General features: G+C 72.0%; 18 protein-coding genes. 12 read left to right on the top strand and 6 right to left on the bottom strand.

What is annotated here, in order from left to right:
* Positions 1 to 109 precede the first annotated feature (109 nt).
* Complete coding sequence (locus tag E1292_RS53855) at positions 110 to 2,875, bottom strand: glycoside hydrolase family 3 protein (RefSeq protein WP_439331896.1); 2,766 nt, start codon at positions 2,873 to 2,875, stop codon at positions 110 to 112.
* 337 nt (positions 2,876 to 3,212) lie between these two features.
* Between E1292_RS53855 and E1292_RS20325 the strand changes: the two genes are divergently transcribed.
* The 8 genes from E1292_RS20325 to E1292_RS20290 all read left to right on the top strand — a co-directional run bounded on the left by E1292_RS20325 (position 3,213) and on the right by E1292_RS20290 (position 12,951).
* Positions 3,213 to 4,853, top strand: coding sequence for an ABC transporter substrate-binding protein (locus E1292_RS20325; RefSeq protein ID WP_220446957.1), 1,641 nt, complete (start codon positions 3,213 to 3,215; stop codon positions 4,851 to 4,853).
* Entirely contained in the window at positions 4,850 to 5,851 is a 1,002-nt protein-coding gene (locus tag E1292_RS20320) for an ABC transporter permease (protein ID WP_132596811.1), read from the top strand. Before E1292_RS20325 ends, E1292_RS20320 begins: the two co-directional genes overlap by 4 nt.
* Positions 5,848 to 6,708: an ABC transporter permease gene (locus E1292_RS20315; protein ID WP_132596810.1), complete on the top strand. Its 861-nt coding sequence runs from the start codon at positions 5,848 to 5,850 to the stop codon at positions 6,706 to 6,708. The genes E1292_RS20320 and E1292_RS20315 overlap by 4 nt, the downstream gene beginning before the upstream one ends.
* Positions 6,705 to 7,730 carry an ABC transporter ATP-binding protein gene (locus tag E1292_RS20310; RefSeq protein ID WP_132596809.1) on the top strand — a complete coding sequence of 342 codons (1,026 nt, stop codon included), beginning with the start codon at positions 6,705 to 6,707 and terminating at the stop codon, positions 7,728 to 7,730. Before E1292_RS20315 ends, E1292_RS20310 begins: the two co-directional genes overlap by 4 nt.
* Positions 7,730 to 8,812, top strand: a complete 1,083-nt coding sequence (locus E1292_RS20305; protein WP_132596808.1) for an ABC transporter ATP-binding protein — start codon at positions 7,730 to 7,732, stop codon at positions 8,810 to 8,812. The genes E1292_RS20310 and E1292_RS20305 overlap by 1 nt, the downstream gene beginning before the upstream one ends.
* Positions 8,809 to 9,858, top strand: coding sequence for a LacI family DNA-binding transcriptional regulator (locus E1292_RS20300; protein ID WP_132596807.1), 1,050 nt, complete (start codon positions 8,809 to 8,811; stop codon positions 9,856 to 9,858). The genes E1292_RS20305 and E1292_RS20300 overlap by 4 nt, the downstream gene beginning before the upstream one ends.
* Positions 9,859 to 9,957: 99 nt before the next feature.
* Entirely contained in the window at positions 9,958 to 11,499 is a 1,542-nt protein-coding gene (locus E1292_RS20295; protein WP_132596806.1) for an FAD-dependent oxidoreductase, read from the top strand.
* A gap of 6 nt (positions 11,500 to 11,505) precedes the next feature.
* Positions 11,506 to 12,951, top strand: coding sequence for a family 16 glycosylhydrolase (locus tag E1292_RS20290; protein WP_132596805.1), 1,446 nt, complete (start codon positions 11,506 to 11,508; stop codon positions 12,949 to 12,951).
* A 193-nt stretch (positions 12,952 to 13,144) separates the two neighbouring features.
* Here the strand turns inward: E1292_RS20290 and E1292_RS20285 are convergent, their stop codons facing one another.
* Positions 13,145 to 13,840 (bottom strand): hemerythrin domain-containing protein, encoded by a 696-nt coding sequence (locus tag E1292_RS20285; RefSeq protein ID WP_132596804.1) that lies wholly within the window; start codon positions 13,838 to 13,840, stop codon positions 13,145 to 13,147.
* A gap of 47 nt (positions 13,841 to 13,887) precedes the next feature.
* Positions 13,888 to 14,343: a MarR family winged helix-turn-helix transcriptional regulator gene (locus E1292_RS20280; protein ID WP_132596803.1), complete on the bottom strand. Its 456-nt coding sequence runs from the start codon at positions 14,341 to 14,343 to the stop codon at positions 13,888 to 13,890.
* A 113-nt stretch (positions 14,344 to 14,456) separates the two neighbouring features.
* On the opposite strand from E1292_RS20280, the gene E1292_RS20275 reads away from it, so the two are divergent.
* From E1292_RS20275 to E1292_RS20270, 3 genes are all read left to right on the top strand, one after another.
* Positions 14,457 to 14,747, top strand: coding sequence for a DUF3040 domain-containing protein (locus tag E1292_RS20275; protein WP_165974644.1), 291 nt, complete (start codon positions 14,457 to 14,459; stop codon positions 14,745 to 14,747).
* A gap of 158 nt (positions 14,748 to 14,905) precedes the next feature.
* Entirely contained in the window at positions 14,906 to 15,451 is a 546-nt protein-coding gene (locus E1292_RS53850; protein WP_246090221.1) for an MFS transporter, read from the top strand.
* The gene (locus E1292_RS20270; RefSeq protein WP_246090220.1) at positions 15,403 to 16,362 is read left to right on the top strand and encodes an MFS transporter; all 960 of its coding nucleotides are present in this window, start codon (positions 15,403 to 15,405) and stop codon (positions 16,360 to 16,362) included. The genes E1292_RS53850 and E1292_RS20270 overlap by 49 nt, the downstream gene beginning before the upstream one ends.
* Here E1292_RS20270 and E1292_RS20265 read toward each other — a convergent pair.
* Positions 16,357 to 16,791 carry a DUF6010 family protein gene (locus E1292_RS20265; protein ID WP_132596801.1) on the bottom strand — a complete coding sequence of 145 codons (435 nt, stop codon included), beginning with the start codon at positions 16,789 to 16,791 and terminating at the stop codon, positions 16,357 to 16,359. The genes E1292_RS20270 and E1292_RS20265 overlap by 6 nt on opposite strands.
* Positions 16,792 to 17,020: 229 nt before the next feature.
* Between E1292_RS20265 and E1292_RS20260 the strand changes: the two genes are divergently transcribed.
* Positions 17,021 to 17,971 (top strand): GlxA family transcriptional regulator, encoded by a 951-nt coding sequence (locus E1292_RS20260; RefSeq protein ID WP_132596800.1) that lies wholly within the window; start codon positions 17,021 to 17,023, stop codon positions 17,969 to 17,971.
* A gap of 320 nt (positions 17,972 to 18,291) precedes the next feature.
* On the opposite strand, the gene E1292_RS20255 is transcribed toward E1292_RS20260, so the two are convergent.
* Together E1292_RS20255 and E1292_RS20250 are read right to left on the bottom strand one after the other, a co-directional pair.
* A complete protein-coding gene (locus tag E1292_RS20255) occupies positions 18,292 to 19,143 on the bottom strand; it encodes a glycerophosphodiester phosphodiesterase family protein (protein WP_246090219.1) in 852 nt (283 codons plus the stop codon).
* 404 nt (positions 19,144 to 19,547) lie between these two features.
* Entirely contained in the window at positions 19,548 to 20,225 is a 678-nt protein-coding gene (locus E1292_RS20250) for an SDR family NAD(P)-dependent oxidoreductase (protein WP_132596799.1), read from the bottom strand.
* Between the last annotated feature and the right edge of the window lie 177 nt (positions 20,226 to 20,402).

The raw sequence follows: 20,402 nt of genomic DNA, 5'->3' as shown, positions 1-20,402 counted from the left end.
CGCGTGCGACAGGAAGTCCGGGCCGAGCTCGCGCGGCGACCGTGGCGGTGCCTCGCAGATGCGGACCGAACTGCGGCGGGACCGGCAGAGCGCCTGAGCGACGGTCGCCCTACGGCACGCTGATCCGGGCGGTGAGGGGGAGGTCCGCGACGCTGGCGCCGGCGTGGACGGTGAACTCGCCCGGCTCGGTCCGCCAGCCACCGTCCCAATGCTGGAACGCGCGGCGCGCGAGCAAGATCGTGACCCGTTCTGCCTGCCCGGCGCCGGCGCGCACCACCGCGTATCCGGCCAGCCAGCGCACCGGCCGGTCCACCGCGCTCGACTCCCGTGACAGATACACCTGCACCACGTGCTTGCCCGCACGCCCGCCGGTGTTGCGCACGGTCAGGCTCACCTCGCCGGGAGTGGCGGCGAGGTCGGTCAGCTCCCAGCTCGTGTAGCCGAGCCCGTGCCCGAACGCGTAGGCGGGCTCGGTCCCGGCACGCAGCCACGCGCGGTAGCCGACGTGGACGCCCTCGTCGTAGGCCACCACCCCGTCCACAGGGGCGGTTTCCAGGACCGGCACGTCCGCCTCCTCGCCGGGCCAGGTGGTGGGCAGCCGGCCGCCCGGCTCGGCCGCCCCGAGCAGCACGTCGGCCAGGGCGTCGCCGAACTCCTGCCCGCCGAACCAGCCCAGCAGCACGGCGGCCACCTCGTTCCGCCACGGCATGAGCACGGGCGCGCCCGCGTTGACGACGACGACCGCGCGCGGGTTGGCCGCGGCGACCGCACGCACCAGCCTGTCCTGCGCGCCGGGAAGCGCCAGCGTGGCCCGGTCGGCCGCCTCACGTTCGATCTCCGGGCTCGTGCCGACCACGACCACGGCCACCTCCGCCCGCCGCGCCGCCGCCACCGCCGCCTCGACCGCCTCCACCTCGCCGGCGTCCATCTCACCGGCGTCCGTCTCGACCGCCTTCACCTCGCCGGCGTCCATCCCGCCGGCACCTGTCGTGTTGACGGAGGTCTCGTCGGTGTCGGTCGCGTCGGCGGAGGCTCCGTAGGTGGTGGTCACGTCGGCGGAGGCCCTGGCGGCGTCCATCATGACGGTGTCGGTGTTGGTTGGGTCAGTGTTCGTCGTGTTGGTGGTGGTCGCGTCGGCGGCTGGGGTGTCGGTGCGGGTGCCGGCCGTTTCCGGCGTGGCCGCGTCGTGGGTGCCCGCCGTACCGGGGGTCGGACTGGCCGGGGCCAGGTCCTCGCCCAGCGTGAGGGTCAGGCCGTTACCCCGTGGTACGCCGTCCAGCCTGGCCGTCAGCCGGGCCTCTCCGGCGGCGAGCTCGACCGTGACCGAGGCGTGCGGCGGCGAGACCAGGCCGCCGCCGAAGTCCTCGCCCTCGTGCACCAGCTCCCGCTCCAGCACCCGCACACCGTCCACGGCCAGCGTGGCGAACCCGGCTCCCGCGACGCCGAGCCGCACTGTGCCCGGCGCCCGTACCAGGTAGCGGGTGGTGACCTCCACCGACGTCGTGCCCGCAGGACGGGATCCGCCCAGCCTGGCGAGGTCGGACGAGCGGCGGTTCTCGCATAGCAGCTCCCGGCCGCCGGAGTCGAGGAAGCGGGCGCGCACCCCCGGTTCGCCGGAGACGGGGTCGGTCAGCCGCGTGATCGGCAGCGCCGCGAGGCCCTCCTGGGTGACGGCGCCGAGGGTCCACGTGATCTCGGCGTCCGGCAGCGCGGCGCGCAGCCCGTCCAGGGGGGAGATGACGTACGGCGGTGTCACGGTGGCGCTTCCGCCGCCCTGGCTGCGGAACTGGAGGGCGTTGTGCCCGATCACCGCGACCGACCGGGGGCCGGGAGCGGGCCACGGCAGCTCGCCCTCGTTGCGCACCAGCACCATCCCGTCGGCCGCCACCCGCCGCGCCAGCACGGCGCCGTCCTCGACGGAAACCGCCGGCGCCGTAGCCGGGGGCGCGCCGGTGGATGTCCCGCAAGCGGGAGTGCGGCCATCCCGCGTGCCGGTGGCTGGGTCAAGGGCGGGGGTCGATCCATCCCGTGCGCCGGTGGCTGGGTCAAGGGCGGGGGTCGATCCATCCCGTGCGCCGGTGGCTGAGTCGGGGGCGGTGGTCAAGTCGTCGCGTGTGCCGGTGGCTGGGGTGGGGGTGTCCAGAGCGCCGACGCGGGCGGCCAGTCGCAGCAGGCGCCGTACCTTCTCGTCGACCGCAGCCTCCGGGACGCGCCCGTCGCGCACCGCCGCGACCAGCGCGTCCCCCCACGGCCCGTCCGGTCCGGGCATCGCCAGGTCCTGCCTGGCCAGCGCGGCGGGTACGGTCGACCGCGCGGCCCACCAGTCGGACACCACCACGCCGTCGAACCCCCACTCGCCGCACAACGGCTCGGCCAGCAGCGGGTTCTCCGTCATGGTGGCGCCGTTGACCGCGTTGTACGCGGACATCACCACCCAGGCCCGCCCCTCGACCACGGCCTTCTCGAACGCCGCCAGGTACAGCTCGCGCAGCGCCCGCTCGCTCACCACGACGTTCGCCGTGAAGCGCCCGGTCTCGAAGTCGTTGCCCACGTAGTGCTTGGGAGTCGCGGCGACGCCGAGGCTCTGGACTCCGCGCACGTACGCCGCCGCCAGGTCCGCGGTCAGCAGCGGGTCCTCGGAGTACGCCTCGAAGTGGCGGCCTCCGAGCGGGCTGCGGTGCAGGTTGATCGTCGGCCCGAGCACCACGTGGGCGCCCTTGCGCCGCGCCTCGGCCGCCAGCACCGCCCCGTACGCGTGGGCGGTGGCGACGTCCCAGGTGGCGGCGAGCGCGGTGGCGGACGGCAGGTTCACCGCGGGGTCGCGCTCGTCCCAGGTGACGCCGCGGATGCCGGACGGCCCGTCGGACAGCACCATGGGGCGCAACCCGATGCCGGGATCGGCGTGGGTGCTCCACTCGTCCGCTCCGGTCAGCAGGCGGACCTTGCGCTCCAGGGTGAGCTTGTCCAGGAGCCGGTCGATCTGGTGCACGGATGCCTCCCGCTGCTCATACGTATGAGCACATCTGCCGAATGGGTTGATCCGGGACGCTAAGCACAGAACGCTCGCCCGTCAAGGGGGACGAAAAGTTCCGGTCACACCCTTGACGCCTGGCCGTAACGTCCATACCGTCCCTGTTCATACGTAGAAGCAACCGGTCCTTCCCCGTCCGGGCTGGCTTGCGCATACGTATGCGCACCCCCTGGAGACACACATGCGAACAAGAGGACTCCTGGTCGCCGTCGTGATGGTGCTCGTCACCGCGTGCACGGCGGGTGTCCAGAACCGGTCGGCCGGCGGCGCCCGCGCGGACACCATCGTCTTCGGCAAGACCGACGCCGGCACGACGTACATCCGCAACTACAACGTCGTCGGGCCCGCGACGCAGAAGACCCCGAACGCGGAGATGATCTACGAGCCGCTGGCCCGCATCGACTACAGCGACGGCGGCACGGTCAAGCCGTGGCTGGCCGAGAGCCTCGAGTTCAACGAGAAGGGCACCCGGCTCACGATCAAGGTGCGCCAGGGCGTGACGTTCTCCGACGGCGCGCCGCTGACCGCCGACGACGTCGTGTTCTCCCTGAGCCTGCCCCTGGAGAACCCGGACTTCAACCTGGGCGGCACCACGTACACGGCCGTGGAGAAGGTGGACGAGTCCACGGTCGCGGTCACGTTCGGCAAGCCCGGGTTCAGCGAGATCAACCAGTTCGCCTCGTCGTCGTTGCCGATGGTGCCGAAGAAGATCTGGGAGAAGCAGGACCTCAACACCTGGACGAACCCCGACCCCGTGGGCACCGGCCCGTTCGTCCTGGAGTCGTTCGCCGCCCAGCAGATCACGCTGCGCGCCCGCGACGACTACTGGGGCGGCACGTTCCCCATGAAACACCTGAAGATCATCCCGACCAACCAGGACGCGGTGAAGGCGCAACTGCTGCGCGGCGAGGTCGACTGGGCGATCCAGTCATGGCCCGGCGCCGAGCAGGAATACGTCGCCAAGGACCCGCAGAAGCACCTCTACCAGCTGTACGCCACCGGCGGCGCGTACTCGATGCTCTACAACACCGCCGAGCCGCCTTTCGACGACGTGCACGTGCGCCGCGCGCTGGCGATGACGATCCCGCGCGGCGACATCGTCACCACGCTCAACCGGCCCGGCACCGAGGCGGGCCCCACCGGCCTCGTCGACCTCGTCTACCGGGACTGGATCAAGCCGGAGTACCGCGGCAAGGTGCAGCAGGTCGACGCCGGGGGCGCCAAGCGCGAGCTGGCGGAAGGCGGCTGGACGGTCACCGACGGCAAGCTGGTCAAGGACGGCAAGTCGTACGCGCCCACCCTCTCCTTCAACCAGGACTTCGGCTGGGCCCCCTACGCCGACATCATGATCAACAGCTGGAAGTCGGCGCTCGGACTGCAGGTCAAACCCGCCGGAGCCCCCGGCGCCAACCTGTACGAGAGCCAGCAGCTCGGCAAGTTCGACCTGACGATCCTCGCCACCGGCGGCGCCGGCGTGAGCGGCGTCTACAGCATGCTGGCCGGCCGCGCCGCCAAGCCCGTCGGCAAGAAGGCCGCCACCAACCAGGGCCGCTGGCGCGACGCGAGGACCGACGCCGTGCTCGCCAAGCTGATGGGAACCGCCGACACCGGCGAGCTCAAGCGGTACGCCCAGGAGATGCAGACGATCGTCGTCGACCAGGTGCCCTTCAGCCCGATCTACAACTCGTACTGGTTCGTGGCGATCAACGCCGGGCGGTGGACCGGCTGGCCCACCCCCGACAAGTTCACCTACATCCCGTTCCCCGGCCTGGGCCCCGACACCACGATGACGCTGATGAACCTCAAGCGTGCCGCCCCATGACAGGCAGGCGCTTCCTGGCCAGACGGCTCGGCTTCTACGCCGCCGCCGTGTGGTCGGCCGTCACCCTCAACTTCCTCATCCCGCGCCTCATGCCCGGAGACCCGTCGCTGGCGATCATCGAGGAGCTGGAGCGGGTCAGCGGCCAGTCGCTGCCGCCGCGCACGCTGGAGTCCATCCAGCGCCTGTTCGGCGACCCGAGCGCCAACCTCGGCGCCCAATACCTGGACTATCTGGGCCAGCTCGCCCGGCTCGACCTGGGCGTGTCGATCAGGAACTTCCCGACCCCGGTCAGCGACCTGGTCTGGCAGGGCCTGCCGTGGACGCTGCTGCTGGTCGGCAGCACCACCGTGGTGGCGTTCCTGGTCGGCACCGGGCTCGGCGTGATCGCCGGGTGGCGGGCCGGCGGCCGGTTCGACTCGATCGTCAGCCCGCTGACCACGTTCGTGTCGTCGGTGCCGTACTTCTGGGTGGCGCTGCTGGCGTTGTGGGCGTTCGGGTTCCTGCTCGGCTGGTTCCCCCTCGCCGGCGGCTACGACCCGGACCTGCCCGTCGGTCTCAACGCGCCGTTCGTGCTGAGCGTCCTGCACTACGGCGCCCTGCCCGCCGCCACGATCGTGTTCTCGGCGTTCGGCGGCTGGCTGCTCGGCATGCGCAACATGACCGTCACCACGGTCCGCGAGGACTACGTGCTGCTCGCCCTGGCCAAGGGCCTGTCGCCGCGGAGGGTCATGCTCCGGTACGCCGCCCGCAACGCCATGCTGCCGAACTTCACCGGCTTCGCCCTCGCGCTCGGCGGCGTCGTCGGCGGCGCGCTGCTGACCGAGATCGTCTTCAGCTACCCCGGCATCGGCTACCTGCTCTTCATCTCGCTGCAGCAGCGCGACTACCCGGTGATGCAGGGCGTCTTCTTCCTCCTCACGCTCACCGTGCTGCTGGCCAACCTGGCGGCCGACTCGGTGTACGCGCTGCTCGACCCGCGCATCAGGGAGCGCGCATGAAGGTACGCGCAGGCTCGGCGATCATCGCCTTCTTCGCGCTCGTCGCGATCTTCGGCGGCTGGTTCAGCGAGACCGTGCTGGGCCTCGATCCCAGGGCCAACGACATTCAGGCCATCGCCCAGCCGCCGTCGGGCGAGCACCTGCTCGGCACCACCCAGTTCGGGCAGGACGTGCTGGCCCAGGTGATCGCGGGGGCGAGCGGCTCGATGTTCGTGGGGTTCCTGGCCGCCGCGATCGGCACGGCGCTGGCGGTGCTGGTCGGCGTGACCGCCGGCTACTTCGGCGGCGGCGTGGACGGCGTGCTGAACTTCCTGACGAACCTCTTCCTCGTCATGCCGGTGCTGCCGCTCATCTTCGTCGTGGCCGGCTACCTGCAGGGCACGGGCCTGTGGACGATCGCGCTCATCATCGGGCTGTTCGGCTGGGCGGGCGGCGCCCGCACGCTGCGCGCCCAGGCCATGAGCGTGGCGGGACGCGACTTCGTACGCGCCATGCGGCTGCTCGGCGAGAGCAACCGCCGGCTCGTCTTCTTCGAGGTGCTGCCGCACCTGACCGGGCTGATCGCCTCGATGTTCCTGCACGCGCTGATCGGCGCGGTGCTGGCCGAGGCCGGGCTGGCCTTTCTCGGGATCTCCGACTCAGCGGCGATCAGCTGGGGCACCATGATCCAGGCGGCGCAGCAGCAGAGCGCGGTGCTGCGCGGGCTGTGGTGGTGGTTCGTGCCGCCGGGGTTGTGCATCGCGCTCATCGGCACGGCGGCGGCCCTGGTCAACTTCGGCGTGGACGAGGTGGCCAACCCCAAACTCCGGGTCGTCAGGACCCGCCGGCGACGGATCGCGAGGAGCGAGGCGGCATGACCTCCCAGACACAGGAACACGCGCCGGCCACCCCGGCCGCCCACCGCGCGGTGCTGCGGGTGGACGGGCTCAGCGTCGAGTACGCCGGGGAGGTGCGGGCGTGCGTGGACGTGTCGTTCACGCTGCGCCGCGGCGAGATCCTGGGCGTGGCCGGAGAGTCGGGGTCGGGCAAGTCCACCCTGATCACCGCGCTGACCCGGCTCCAGCGCCCGCCCGCCGTGACCACCGCGGGCCGCATCCTCTACCACGGCCGCGACGGCGGCCCGCCCGTCGACCTCGTGACGCTGGACGACAAGGCCCTGCGGGACCTGCGCTGGACGAGCCTGTCCATCGTCCTGCAGAGCGCCATGGACGCCCTCAACCCCGTGCTGCGGCTCGGCGCCCAGTTCGCCGACGCGCTGCGCGCTCACGACCGGCGGATGAGCAAGAAGGAGGCCTGGCAGCGGGCCGCCGAACTGCTGGCCATGGTCGGCATCTCGGCCGACCGGGTGCGCGGCTACCCCCACCAGCTCTCCGGCGGCATGCGGCAGCGCGCGGCCATCGCCCTCGCCCTGGCCTGCCGGCCCGACCTGGTCGTCATGGACGAGCCGACCACCGCCGTGGACGTGGTCATGCAGCGCCAGATCCTCTCCCAGGTGCTGCGCCTGCGCGACGAGCTGGGCTTCGCCGTCGTTTTCGTCACCCACGACCTGTCGCTGCTGCTGGAGGTGGCCGACCGGATCGCCATCATGTACGCGGGCCGCATCGTGGAGATCGGCACCGCGCGGGCCCTCTACACCGGCCCGAAACACCCGTACACCCAGGGCCTGCGTGACTCGTTCCCGCCGCTGCACGCCCCGCTGCGGCCGCTGTCCGGCATCCCCGGCAGCCCGCCCGACCTGCGCAGGCCACCGCCAGGGTGCGCGTTCCACCCCCGCTGCCCCGAGCGCTTCGACGGCTGCGACCGCATCCTGCCCGAGCTCGTCCCGGCCGCCGGGCACGAGGTCGCCTGCCTGCTCTACCCTGCTGGAGGTGACCGGTGATGAGCGAGCCCGTGCTCGAGGCGCGTGACGTCGCCAAGCACTTCCCCGTCGGCAGGCGCGGCGTCGTGCGAGCCGTGGAGGACGCCACCCTGGCGCTGCTGCCCGGCCGGATCGTGGCCCTGGTGGGCGAGAGCGGCAGCGGCAAGACCACGCTGGCCCGCGTGCTCGCCCGCTTCTATCCGCCCACCAGCGGCGAGGTGCTGCTGCACGGCCGCGCCGGCACCGGCCGCCGCGGCTACCACAGCGACGTGCAGCTGATCTTCCAGGACCCGTTCGGGTCGCTCAACCCGCTGCACCGCGTCCGCTACAACCTCGAACGCGCCCTGCGCCTGCACCACCGCACGCGCGACCGGCGGGAGCTGGAGCGGCAGGTGCTGGATTTGCTCGAACGGGTCAGCCTCAGCCCCGCGGGCGACTTCGTCGACAAGTTCCCCCACGAGCTGTCCGGCGGCCAGCGCCAGCGGGTCGTCATCGCCCGCGCGCTCGCCGTACGGCCGAAGGTGCTGCTCGGCGACGAGCCCATCTCGATGCTGGACGTGTCGATCCGGCTCGACATGCTCAACCTGCTCGCCCGGCTGCGCGACGAGGACGGGCTGGCGCTGCTCTACATCACGCACGACATCGCGAGCGCCCGCTACCTCTGCGACGACATCGTCGTCATGTACGCCGGGCGCATGATCGAGGGCGGGCCCAAGGAGGACGTGATCGCCCGGCCCCGCCACCCGTACACCAAGCTGCTCATCGAGTCCTCGCCCGACCCCGGCCGCGGCGAGGACGACCGTGCCGCGCTGTTCGACGGGGCCGACGAGCTGGGCGAGCCGCCGAGCCTGGTGAACCCGCCCGCCGGGTGCCGCTTCCACCCGCGCTGCCCGTTCGCGATGCCCGAGTGCGAGCAGAGCCCGCCGCCGCGCACCGACCTGGGCGGCGGGCACTGGGCGCACTGCTGGCTGCACCAGAAGGGCCGGGCCGGCGATCTCGCGTCCACCACCCACGCGGCCGCGCCGGCCCTGCGAGCCGCCGGCCCCGCCGATGCCCCTGGTGCCGCCGATGATTGCGGTGACGGCAAGGAGGAAGGTCCATGACGCCCAAGCGCCGCGGGCAGGCCCCGCGCCAGTCCGACGTGGCCCGGCTGGCCGGGGTGTCCCAGTCGGCCGTGTCCCGCGTGATCAGCGGGGACGTGGACTCCGCGCGCATCCCCGAGGAGACCCGCCAGCGGGTGCTCGCGGCGATCAAGGAGCTCGGGTACGTCCCCAACGCGTCCGCCCGCAACCTGCGCAACAAGCGCAACCGCCTGATCGGCGTGCACACCTTCGAGGCGGTCTTCCCGCACGCCCGCGACGACTTCTACTTCGAGTTCCTGCTCGGCATCGAGGAGCGGGCCGAGCAGACCGGCTTCGACCTGGTGATGTTCACCTCGACGGGAGCGGGCGACGGGCGGCGCAGGGTCTACCGCGACGGCACCAACCGGCTCAACCTGGCCGACGGCAGCGTGCTGCTGGGCGTCTCCACCGACCGGGCGGAGCTGGCCAGGCTGTGGGCCGACGGCTACCCGTTCGTGCACATCGGCCGGAGGGAGGTGCCCGGCGCGGAGATCCCGTGCGTGATCCCCGACTACCGCGGCGCCGCCACCGGCATCGTCGACAAGCTGGCCGGACACGGCCACCGCCGCTTCGCCTACCTGCGCGAGCCCATGGAGATGGAGCCGTACGCCGACCGGCGCGACGGCTACCGCGAGGCGGTGGAGCGGCTCGGCCTGACCGACAGGTCGCCCGGCTTCCGCGGCGAGAGCGGACTGACCGGCGAGTGGATCGACGAGCTCGTCCGCGGCGGCGAGACGGCGGTGGTCGCCGAGAGCGTCCGGCTGGCCGAGCAGCTGCTGGGCGGGCTCAGGGAGCGTGGCGTACGAGTGCCCGAGGACATCTCCGTCGCCGTGCTCGAAGCCACCTGGGAGGGCACCTCCGCCCAGTGGGACTCCCTGGAGATCCCGCGCGTCGCGATCGGCCGCATCGCCGTCGACCGGGTCATCGACATGCTCGACCACCCCGACCAGCCACCCGAGAGCCTGCTCGTCCCCTGCCCGATCGTCCCCGGCACGACCATCGCCGCCGCCCGCGAAGAGCGGCCCTAGACCCCGACGACCAGCTCACCCGGGCCGCGCCGCGGCCCGGCGATGGCGCCTGCCCTTATAGACGCTGCTCTCTCATACACAAGAAGGAGCCCACGGGGAATGACGGAACTCCGAACTGACGTGCTCGTCGTCGGCGGCGGCCTGGGAGGCGTCGCGGCCGCGCTCACGGCCGCGAAACTCGGCCGCAAGGTGATCGTGACCGAGCACACCGACTGGCTGGGCGGCCAGCTGACCGCCCAGGCCGTGCCGCCGGACGAGCACCCCTGGATCGAGCGGGAGTTCGCCCCGCCGGGCTACGCCGACCTGCGCCGCCGGGTGCGCGACTACTACCGGCGCAACTACCCGGTGCGCCCGGGCGCCGGCCCGCTGACGGACCCCGGGCTCGGCATCGTCAGCAGGATGAACCACGAGCCGCGCGTGGCCGTCGCCGTACTCGACGAGATGCTCGCCCCCTGGCGGGCGTCGGGCCTGATCACCGTGCTGCTCCGGCACGAGCCCGTCGCCGCGTGGACGAGCGGCGACAGGATCGACGCCGTCACGCTGCGCGACCTGGAGACGGGCGGGGAGCTGACCGTCGCGGCGCCGTACGTGGTCGACGCCACCGAGCTGGGCGACCTGCTGGAGCTCGCGGACGTCGAACACGTCGTCGGGGCCGAGGGGCGCGACACGACCGGCGAGCCGCACGCCCCCTCCACCGCCGACCCCCTCGACCAGCAGGCCATCTCGTGGTGCTTCGCGCTGGAGCACCGGCCGGGCGAGGAGCACGTCATCGACCGGCCCGCCGGCTACGAGCACTGGCGCGACACCGTCGCGCCGTTCTGGCCGGGGCCGCAGCTGTCGTGGACGGACGTCGTGCCGATCACGCTGGAGCGGCGCGAGTGGCGGCTTTTCGGCGACGGGACCGGGCACTTCGACCTGTGGCAGTTCCGCCGCGTCCTGGCCGGCGAGCAGTTCACCGGCCTGCCCGACCTGACCATGGTGAACTGGCCGCAGATCGACTACTGGGAGAGCCCGCTGCTCGGCGCCGACCCCGCCGTCGCCCTGGCGGGCAGCCGGGAGCTGTCGTTGTCGTTCCTGTACTGGATGCAGACCGAGGGCGGCTACCCCGGCCTGCGGCTGCGGCCCGACGTGACCGGCACCCGCGACGGGCTGGCCAAGACCCCCTACATCCGCGAGTCGCGCCGCATCGTCGCCGAGTTCACCGTCCTGGAGCAGCACGTCGGCGTGCAGGCCAGGCCGGAGGGCACGGGCAGCGAAATCTTCCACGACAGCGTGGGGCTCGGCCGCTACCGCATCGACCTGCATCCCAGCACCGCGGGGCGCACCTACGTCGACATCGAGGCGTACCCCTTCCAGATCCCGCTCGGGGCGCTCGTCCCCGTACGCGTGGACAACCTGCTGCCCGCCAACAAGAACATCGGCACCACCCACATCACCAACGGCTGCTACCGGCTGCATCCCGTCGAGTGGGCCATCGGCGAGGCCGTGGGCGCGCTCGCGGGCTTCTGCCTGGACCGCGACCTGCCGCCGCGCAAGGTCCGCTCCGACGCCGCGCAACTGTCGGACTACCAGCACCTGCTGAGCGACACGCTCGGCATCACGCTCGCCTGGCCGGAAGAGATCCGTACCCATCGAGAGTAGGAGCCCATGTCCCGCTTGAGCGCCACCGTGACCGCCCTCATCCTCGGCCTGCTGGCCCTGATCCCCGTCCAGCCCGCCACCGCCGCCACCGCCGCCGCCGGGGGCGCGTCGTTCATCGACCGCTTCGACGGCGCCCTCGACACCAGCCGCTGGTACGTCTCCGACGGCTGGAACAACGGCGACCACCAGAACTGCCAGTTCAACAAGAACAACGTACGGGTGGAGGGCGGAGCGCTCACCATCACCTTCGACGACAAGGCGTACGGGGCGCGCGACTACTCCTGCGCCGAGGTGCAGTCGCGGGCCCGGCTCGGCTACGGCACGTTCGAGACCAGGATGAAAGCGGGCAAGGGCAGCGGCCTGAACTCCGCCTTCTTCTCCTACATCGGCCCGGTGCACGACCAGCCGTGGGACGAGATCGACTTCGAGGTGCTCGGCAAGGACACCACCAAGGTCGAGGTGAACTCGTGGGTCAACGGCACCTCCTCCGGCGGCTTCCCCGCCGCGCTGCCCGCCGACTCGGCCTCGACCTACGTCGACTTCGCGTACGTGTGGGAGCCCGGCCGGCTGCGCTTCTTCGTCAACGGCACGCTGGTCAAGACCCTGACCGGCGGCCAGGTGCCCACCCACGAGCAGATCCTGTACGCCCAGATCTGGGGCAGCGACACGCTGACCGGCTGGATGGGCCCCTTCACCTACCCGGGCCACCCCGTCGAGGCGTCCTACGACCACATCGCCTACACCAGGCTCGGTGACCCGTGCCAGTTCACCGGCTCCGTCGCCTGCTCGGTCACCACGTCGTTCGTCGACGGCTTCGACACCCTCGACACCTCCCGCTGGTACGTCTCCGACGGCTGGAACAACGGCGCCCAGCAGAACTGCACCTGGGCCGGCGACCAGGTGTCCGCCTCCGGAGGCATGCTCAACCTGTCGTTCGCCAAGAAGGCGGCCGGCGACCGGCAGTACGCCTGTGCCGAGATCCAGACCCGCCGGCGGCTGGGACACGGCACCTACGAGGCCCGGCTGAAAGGGGTCGCCGGGTCAGGTCTGATGTCGGCGATGTTCACCTACGTCACCGGCGAGGCCATCGACATCAAGGTCATGGGCCGCGACCCCGGCAAGGTCAAGCTCGTCGCCTGGGACGACGGCACGCCGCTGGGGGAGATGCTGGCGCCGATCCCCGAGGGGTTCGTCGACGTGGGCATGGTGTGGTCCGAAACCAGGATCGACTACTACGTCAACGGCACGAAGGTCCATTCGATCACGGACGCCGCGCGGCTGCCCAAGCGCGACGCCAACCTGTTCCTCAACGTGTGGGGGAGCGACACGCTGACCGAGCACATGGGTCCGTTCGAGGACCCGGGCAGGACGCTCACCTTCCAGGTGGACCGGGTCGCCTACACGGCCCCCGGCGACCCCTGCCAGTTCACCGGCTCCATCGCCTGCGCCTGACGGGGGAGACCGCGGGCCGTCCCTGACGGCCCGCGGTTCTCCGCCGCCCCGCGCCCCGCCGCCCCCGCGCCTGCGCGTACGCCGAGGCGGGGATAGCACGTGAACGCCTGCTCGGTGACGCTCACCGAGGCGGGCCGGCCGCTCGACCTGGCCGTGCAGGGGATCAGCCCGCTGAAGTGAGAGCGCGTACGGATCACCTGCGGAGCCGGCGCGTGACGCGCACCCGCCACCGGATCGGCCCGCAGGCCAGGTAGGCGAAGCCGACGTCCGGGTCGCCGGCCGCCAGGGCGGCGCAGAGCGCGGCGGGGTCGGTGCGCGCGTGCAGGTCGAGCCGTTCGCCCAGGGCCAGCCGGCGCAGCCGGTCGCTGACGGCGTCGAGCAGCTGGTCCGCCGGGAGCGCGTCCAGGTCGATGACGGGGCCTTCGGTGAGCGTGAACCAGCGGTGCGGGCAGGCTCCGAGGGAGGCGGTCGAGATCGTCGGCCTGCCGGGCGTGGCCAGGGTCGCCTGCTCCATGGCGAAGTGGCGTTCGAGCTGGGTGAGCAGGTCGCGGACGATGGTGGCGAGCTGCGCGGGTGAGCGGGTGCCGTCGCCTCGGGCCGCGACGGCGATGGTGTCCACACAGGCGCGCAGCCGCGCGTGGTCGCGGGCCAGGCGCGACAGCTCGGGGGTGGCCTCGTTGGCGGGGAAGAGCAGCCGTTCCTCGTCGGTGACCTGCCTGATGAGCTCGGCGCGCAGGTAGCGGGCCAGCGCCGCCAGCTCACTGCGGGGCCACCGGTTCTCCGACGCGATCCGCAGGACGCGACGGGCGCGGTCGGTGATGTGGGCCAGGAGGAGAGCGTGCTCCGAGGTCAGCGTGGTGGGCGTGGTCGTCGTGGTCCCAGTGTCCATGATCCCTTCCTCAACCGCGTGCGTGCGTGGCCGGTGCCGTGGAACTCCTACGAGGACGGGTCCCCCTTGGCGGCGGGAGAAGCTCCGTGCCAGGTCGGGGGGAGGAGGGCGGTGTCCATGCGCCGCAGCTCGTCGCGGTGCAGCGCGCTCAGACGCCCCAGGACCCGTTCGCCTTCGCGGGTCAGCATCACCCGCACCGCCCTGCCGTCGCTGGGATGGGCGCCCCGGCGTACGAGACCCTGCCCCTGCGCGCGGCTGACCAGCTCGACCACGCTGTGGTGGCGCAGCATCAGCCGGTCGGCGAGCTCCCGCACGGTGGCCCAGTCGCGTCCCGGGAACCCCTTCAGGGCCAGGAGCAGCTGATACTGCTGCGGCGTGAGGCCGGCGGCGCGCACCGCCTCCTCGCTGAAGCGCAGGTAGCTGCGGATCCCGAAGCGGAACCGGGCCAGCGCCTCGAAGTCCTCCTTGGTCAGGGGCGTGCGCTCCGCTGCCTGGTCCTCCATCGCCCCCGCCGACCTCCTGTGCAAACGTACCCGTAGACTCCAGTTTATATCGTGTTACGATAGAAATCGTCCAGAAGGGTGACGAATCGCACCTGGGCCCCCGGAGGTGTGTCGTGCTCGACGACCACGAACGTGAAGCGTTGCGCGAGATCCAGCGCCGGCTGCGGGTCGACGACCCCGACTTCGCGAAGTCCTTCGGCACCGGCACGCGCCGACTACGCGGGGCAGCGGCCCCGGACCTGTCCAGACGGGCGTACACCGCCATGCTCGTCGTCAGCTCGGGATTCGGGGTGATCCTGCTGCTGGCCGGATCGCCGTTCCTCGCCCTGCTGTTCGCCGCGCTGACCGTGTGGGTCTGGCACGCACGCGCGCAGCGCGACGAGAACGACCGCGAACGACCGTGAACGGGCCGCGAGAACGACCGCGAACGACCGTGACCAGGCGGCCTCCTGGCCGGACGGACGGGTGAGCGGGCCGAGGTCTGTCGCGGGCGGGGGATGGGTATCCCTTTCGGGGTCTCTGACAGCCTTGTGCTGTCCCGTCCCCGACCGAACGGAGCCCGGTGGCGCCTCCCCCCATCCCCACCAGATCGAGCGGGCTCGTCACCGCCGCCCTGGCCTTCAGCGGCATGGTCGTGTCGATGATGTTCACCCTGATGGTGCCCATCATCCCCGACCTGCCGCGGCTGCTGTCGGCCTCGGCGGAGGACGCGTCCTGGGCCATCACGTCCACGCTGCTGTCCTCGGCGGTGTTCACGCCGGTGAGCGGGCGTCTGGGAGACATGTACGGCAAGCGCCGCATGATGGTGATCAGCCTCGCCCTGATGGTCATCGGATCGGCGATCTGCGTCTTCACCAGCGCGCTGCCCCTCGTGGTGCTCGGCCGTACGCTGCAGGGCTGCGCGGTCGGAGTGATCCCGCTCGGCATCAGCATCATGCGTGACCTGCTGCCGGCCGGGCGGCTGGGCTCGGCCATGGCCCTGATGAGCGCGACGCTGGGCGCGGGCGGCGCGATCGGGCTCCCGCTGGGCGCCGTCGTCGCGCAGTACGCCGCTGGCACATGCTCTTCCTGGTGGCCGCGGCGATGGGCGCGACGGGGCTGGTCCTGACCCTCACAGTCGTCCCCGACTCGTCGCTGCGCGCGGGGGGACGCTTCGACTTCCCCGGTGTGGCGGGCCTGACGGCCGGTCTGGTGTGCTTCCTGCTGCCCATCAGCAAGGGCGGCGGCTGGGGCTGGACGAGCCCGCTGACCCTGGGGCTGTTCGCCGCGGCGGCCGTCATCTTCGCCGTCTGGGCGTTCGTGGAGCTGCGGGTCGCCAACCCCCTGGTCGACCTGCGGACGACCACCCGGCGGCAGGTGCTGCTCACCAACCTGGCGTCCATCGCCTTCGGATTCGCCATGTTCGGCACCCAGCTGGTCTTCCCCCAGGTGCTCCAGACCTCGCCCGCCTCCGGTTACGGGCTCGGGCTCTCCCTGTTCGAGGCCGGGCTGTGCATGGCGGTCGGCGGCGGCATGATGATCGTGCTCTCGCCCGTCTCGGCCCGCGTCACCGGCGCCTACGGCCCCAAGGTGACCCTCATGCTCGGCGCCCTGCTCGCCGTCGCGGGCTACGCCGGCGCGCTGGCGGTGATGACGGAGGTCTGGCACGTCGCGCTGGCCGCGACCGTCGTCTCGGCCGGGGCAGGCCTCGGCTACGCCGCGATGCCCGCCTCGATCATGAGCTCGGTCCCCGTCTCGGAGACGGCCGCGGCCAACGGCTTCAACTCGCTGATGCGCTCCATCGGCACCGCCACGGCCAGCGCGGTGATCAGCACCGTGCTGGCCGCGCACACCGTGCAGCTGGGCGCCGCCACGCTGCCCTCCCTGGACGGCCTTCGCTACGCGCTGATCATCTCGATGGCCGCCGGGGTGGCCGGGATGACCATCTCCGCGTTCCTGCCCCGGCGCCGGTCCTCCCGTCCGGGTGCCGGTCCGGAGCGCCTGGTGACGCGCACGCCCGGCGTACAGGCGCCGTCATGATCCCCGTGCGGCCGGCGTCGACCGCGCGGCCGGCCCGCGGGTCAGGCGGGCGCGCAGCCAGCCGAAGACCGAGGGGCCGCCCGCGAAGCACCACAGCGCTATCACCGGATCGCAGATCGCGCAGCCGAAGGAGGAGTCCTCGGCGAAGGGCAGGAGAGGGCTGCCCTGCAGATGGTGCAGTACGTCCCAGGCCGTGTGGAGCAGCCAGCCGATGCCGATGAACGTCCAGCTCTCCAGCCCCCGGTAGGCGACGTAGCACATGACGACCGGCAGCACGAACTCCCAGTAGCCGAGCCCGCCGCCGCCGAGATAGGCGGCTCCGGCGCCCGCGACCACCACGGCGTTGACGGGACGCCGGTGCGGCTCCGGGATCAGGGAAATGAGGGAGACGGCTACCAGGCCGATCAGGATCGGCATGACGATGGACATGAGGTGAAGTGATCCGTTCTGGGCACGGTGGTGGGAGGTCGCCGCTCCTTCTCGAGTACGCGGCACTTTCGCAGCGCCCAGGCTAGACCGGCCCCTTCACGCGGCCCCATGGGCTGGATCGACAACTTCCAACGGATTCCCGCCACGCGCCTCCATCGGGTGCGCCACCCGCCGCCGGCGCATCGACCAGCGCAGGCGCCGGTGGCGAGTTCTCGTCTACCGTGTCCCCATGCACACGGTGGCGGTCCTGGCCCTGGACCAGGTGGTGGCGGCCGATCTGGCTACCCCGATCGAGGTGTTCGGGCGTGCCCGGCTGGCCGACGGGCGCCGCCCGTACCGCGTCCTGGTCTGCGCGCCGACGCCGCAGGTGGACAGCGGCGCGTTCACGCTCGTCGCCCCGCACGGCCTCGAAGCGCTGGCGGAGGCGGACACCATCGTCGTGCCGGGCTGCTCCGAACACGCCTCCCCGCCGGGCCCGGAGGTGCTCGACGCCCTGCGCGCGGCGGTCGCGGCCGGCACCCGGGTCGCATCCATCTGCGCGGGGGCGTTCGTCCTCGCCGCGGCGGGGCTGCTCGACGGGCTGAGCGCGACGACCCACTGGGTCGCGGCGCGGCGGCTGGCCGAGTCGTTCCCGCGGGTCGATGTGCGGCCGGACGTGCTGTACGTCGACAACGGCCAGATCCTGACCTCGGCGGGCGCCGCGGCCGGCATGGACCTGTGCCTGCACATCATCCGCCGCGACCTCGGCTCCGCGGTCGCCGCCGACTCGGCCCGGCTGGCGGTCGTGCCCCTGGAACGAGAGGGCGGGCAGGCGCAGTTCATCGTGCACGCCCAGCCGCCGGTGCCCAGGGGCTCGCTGCTGGAGCCCGTGCTGTCGTGGATCGAGGACAACCTCGCCCAGGAGATCACCCTCGCGCGGCTGGCGGCGCGCAGCGGGCTCAGCGAGCGCACCTTCAGCCGCCGCTTCCGCGAGCAGACCGGCACAACCCCGCTGCAGTGGCTGCTGCGAGCCCGGGTGCGCCGGGCCCAGTTCCTGCTGGAGACCACCGACCACGGCGTGGAGCGCATCGCCGCGCAGGCCGGGTTCGGATCGGCCACCGCCTTCAGGGAGAGGTTCAGGCGCGTCGTCGGCGTCACCCCCCAGTCCTACCGTTCCTCCTTCCGCACGAACACCATGTGACGGGCGGGACACGACAGGCCGGGCGCCGCCGGCGACAGGGCCCGAGGTGGTGCCTGTACCACCATCGAATCCACCTGCGAGCACCATCGATCCGTAGCCCTGCCGCCCACATACCGTCATCTCATGATCAAACGACAGGTACGGGCGTCCGCGACGGCGGCGCTCCCGCTCGCGTACACACCGGCCGCCGCGGCCGACGGGCCGCCCGACAGGGCCGGATCGATCGTGTGGGGCGACTGCCCCGCCCCGCCGGCCGGGATGGAGTTCGACTCTACGACTGAGAGATGCGGGCGCGACCACCGGACCCGAGGGCGGCCGGTCTACCCGCAGGCGCCGGTGAGCCAGGTGCGATATTCCCTCGTGAAGTTCGTCATCACACTCTCCGGCGCCTGGGCCAGCACCTCCTGCCAGCGGCTCACGTTGCCGCTCCAGGCGGGTGTCGGCTCCTCCCAGCTCACGCCGTCGGTCCAGCGGGCCTCGGAGCCCTTGAGGAGGCCGGGGTGGCGCTTGGCGAGCTCGGCCTGGATCCAGGAGTCAAGGGAGTAGACCAGGATGCGTTGAGAGGCCTGGCGTTCCTTGATCGGGTCGGAGATCTCCTTCCAGGCGGCCGCCGCGTAGACGGGGTCGGACAGGACGGCTCTGGCCTCGGTCTTGACCTCCAGCAGAGCGATCAGGCCGGTTGAGCGCACGTGGTCGAGCCATTGCCGCAGCGTGTAGACCTGCTCTCCCGCGTACGGGCCGCGTGCGATGCGGCGGTCGCGCAGGTTGTCGCTTCCTGCCGTCCACCAGATGTCGGTGATGTTCTTCCTGGTGCCCGTCAGCCCGTTGGTGGTGGTGTTGTGCCACATGACGGCCTTGGTGCCGTGCCGGGTGAGCTGGACGTCGCCTTCCACCCCGTCGGCGCCCCTGGCTTTCTGGTCGTTCACGGCGCGGACGTTGTTGGGCTGGCGGATCTGGTCGCGTTCCCAGGGGTTCGGCCCTGAAGGGTAGCCGCCGTGCCCGAAGACGAGCGGGCAGGAGGCCACGCGGCCCGCCCTCGCCTGGGAGTGCGCCACGGGCGGCGTGACCGTCATCGCGATTGCGGCCAGCGAGGTCACGAACGCAGCCTTCGTCCTGAGCAGCATGAGTATCGCGACTCCGTCCGTGGGGGGCCGGGCAAGGATGATCCGCACGGGCAGAGTATGCGCGGAGCCCCAGCCGATCAAGGGTGGGAGGCGTGGCGGCGTCCGTGCCCAGGTCGGGGGTAAAAACCAGGTCAGAAGCTGCCCGAACGGGCAGACCCGGGACACGTGGGGTGTTGTCGCTGGGAGCGGGCACACCACCGTCCCGTGAACGGCACGAGCACCACGGAGGACACCATGTCTCTTCTGCACTACATCGGCATCGCCCGTCCACCAGTGCCTAATCCGGATCTATATCCGGACGGCTCCGGCGCTAGTGCGCGCCGCCGCCGTCGGCGTCGCCGGTGAGCTGACCGCCGACCTCAGAAGCATCCGGCCGAGAACCGTTTCGGTCGGATGCTTCGCTGTCGCATCGCGCCGTCCACGGCCCGTGAACCCGAAGGGACCGGCGCAGCTCAACGCGGCGACGGCAGTACGGACAGCTCGCTGGGGTAGGCGTCCGCCGGCGCGCTCAGCACCCAGACGATCATCGCCGCCAGCGTCTGCGGCCGGATGCACGACGCCGGGTCGTACGCGCGCCCGAAGGCCCGCCTGACCTCCCCCAGCAGGTCGGTCGCCGTCGCCGCGGGATAGACCGTGGTGACGCGTACCCCATGGGCGGCCTCCTCCTCGCGCAGCGAATCCGCCAGCTCCCGCAGCGCCGCCTTGCTGCCGACGAACGCCGACCACCGGGGAACGCCGGTCATCCCGGGCGAGGCGTTGACGAAGACCACATGGCCCTGGGACCGGCGCAAGGCGGGCAACGTCCGGCGTACCAGCTCGGCGGCCGAGGCCACGTTCACCGCCAGCGTGCGCCGCCAGGTGTCCGGGCCGGCATCCGCGACGGCCTCGACGGGGGAGATCCCCGCGCAGTGCACCAGCGCCTGCACGTCATCCAGCTCTCCCGCATCCTCCAGCGCGGCCAAGGCGGCGGCCAGCGTGCCGGGTTCGGCCAGGTCCGCCTCGACCCCTGGGACAGCCAGCCGCCCGACGCCGCGCCCCACGGCGGTCACCCGATGCCCCGCCTCCGCCAGCGCGCCGACCACCGCCCTGCCGATCCCCCCGGTGGCCCCGGTCACCAGCACATGTCCCACAACGGTTCCCCTTCTCCCGAGCCCTCCCCGCCGGTGGCGGCGGGTCACGGCCGGATCCCTTCTTCCACCTCGCGGGCCTACGACGCGGTCGTCCCTTACGCCGATTTCGCCCGGGAAGCGCTCGCGCAGACGCCACTCGATTATGCGGTGCTCTCCGGCTAGCCGAGTTCCGGCCGC

Origin of the sequence: Nonomuraea deserti, assembly GCF_004348685.1 — a bacterium.
In the GTDB taxonomy this organism is placed as follows: domain Bacteria; phylum Actinomycetota; class Actinomycetes; order Streptosporangiales; family Streptosporangiaceae; genus Nonomuraea; species Nonomuraea deserti.
The sequence above is the reverse complement of the archived record's forward strand: the minus strand, read 5'-3'. Positions and strand labels throughout refer to the sequence as shown.

Bases quoted from the DNA above. Each gene is read 5' to 3' on its own strand.
- E1292_RS20305 (WP_132596808.1), top strand. From the start codon at position 7,730: ATGAGCGAGCCCGTGCTCGAGGCGCGTGACGTCGCCAAGCACTTCCCC.
- E1292_RS53855 (WP_439331896.1), bottom strand. From the start codon at position 2,875: ATGGTGCTGTCCGACGGGCCGTCCGGCATCCGCGGCGTCACCTGGGAC.
- E1292_RS20270 (WP_246090220.1), top strand. From the start codon at position 15,403: ATGCTCTTCCTGGTGGCCGCGGCGATGGGCGCGACGGGGCTGGTCCTG.
- E1292_RS20320 (WP_132596811.1), top strand. From the start codon at position 4,850: ATGACAGGCAGGCGCTTCCTGGCCAGACGGCTCGGCTTCTACGCCGCC.
- E1292_RS20285 (WP_132596804.1), bottom strand. From the start codon at position 13,840: ATGGACACTGGGACCACGACGACCACGCCCACCACGCTGACCTCGGAG.
- E1292_RS20280 (WP_132596803.1), bottom strand. From the start codon at position 14,343: ATGGAGGACCAGGCAGCGGAGCGCACGCCCCTGACCAAGGAGGACTTC.
- E1292_RS20310 (WP_132596809.1), top strand. From the start codon at position 6,705: ATGACCTCCCAGACACAGGAACACGCGCCGGCCACCCCGGCCGCCCAC.
- E1292_RS20300 (WP_132596807.1), top strand. From the start codon at position 8,809: ATGACGCCCAAGCGCCGCGGGCAGGCCCCGCGCCAGTCCGACGTGGCC.
- E1292_RS20295 (WP_132596806.1), top strand. From the start codon at position 9,958: ATGACGGAACTCCGAACTGACGTGCTCGTCGTCGGCGGCGGCCTGGGA.
- E1292_RS20265 (WP_132596801.1), bottom strand. From the start codon at position 16,791: ATGTCCATCGTCATGCCGATCCTGATCGGCCTGGTAGCCGTCTCCCTC.
- E1292_RS20315 (WP_132596810.1), top strand. From the start codon at position 5,848: ATGAAGGTACGCGCAGGCTCGGCGATCATCGCCTTCTTCGCGCTCGTC.
- E1292_RS20260 (WP_132596800.1), top strand. From the start codon at position 17,021: ATGCACACGGTGGCGGTCCTGGCCCTGGACCAGGTGGTGGCGGCCGAT.
- E1292_RS20325 (WP_220446957.1), top strand. From the start codon at position 3,213: ATGCGAACAAGAGGACTCCTGGTCGCCGTCGTGATGGTGCTCGTCACC.
- E1292_RS20290 (WP_132596805.1), top strand. From the start codon at position 11,506: ATGTCCCGCTTGAGCGCCACCGTGACCGCCCTCATCCTCGGCCTGCTG.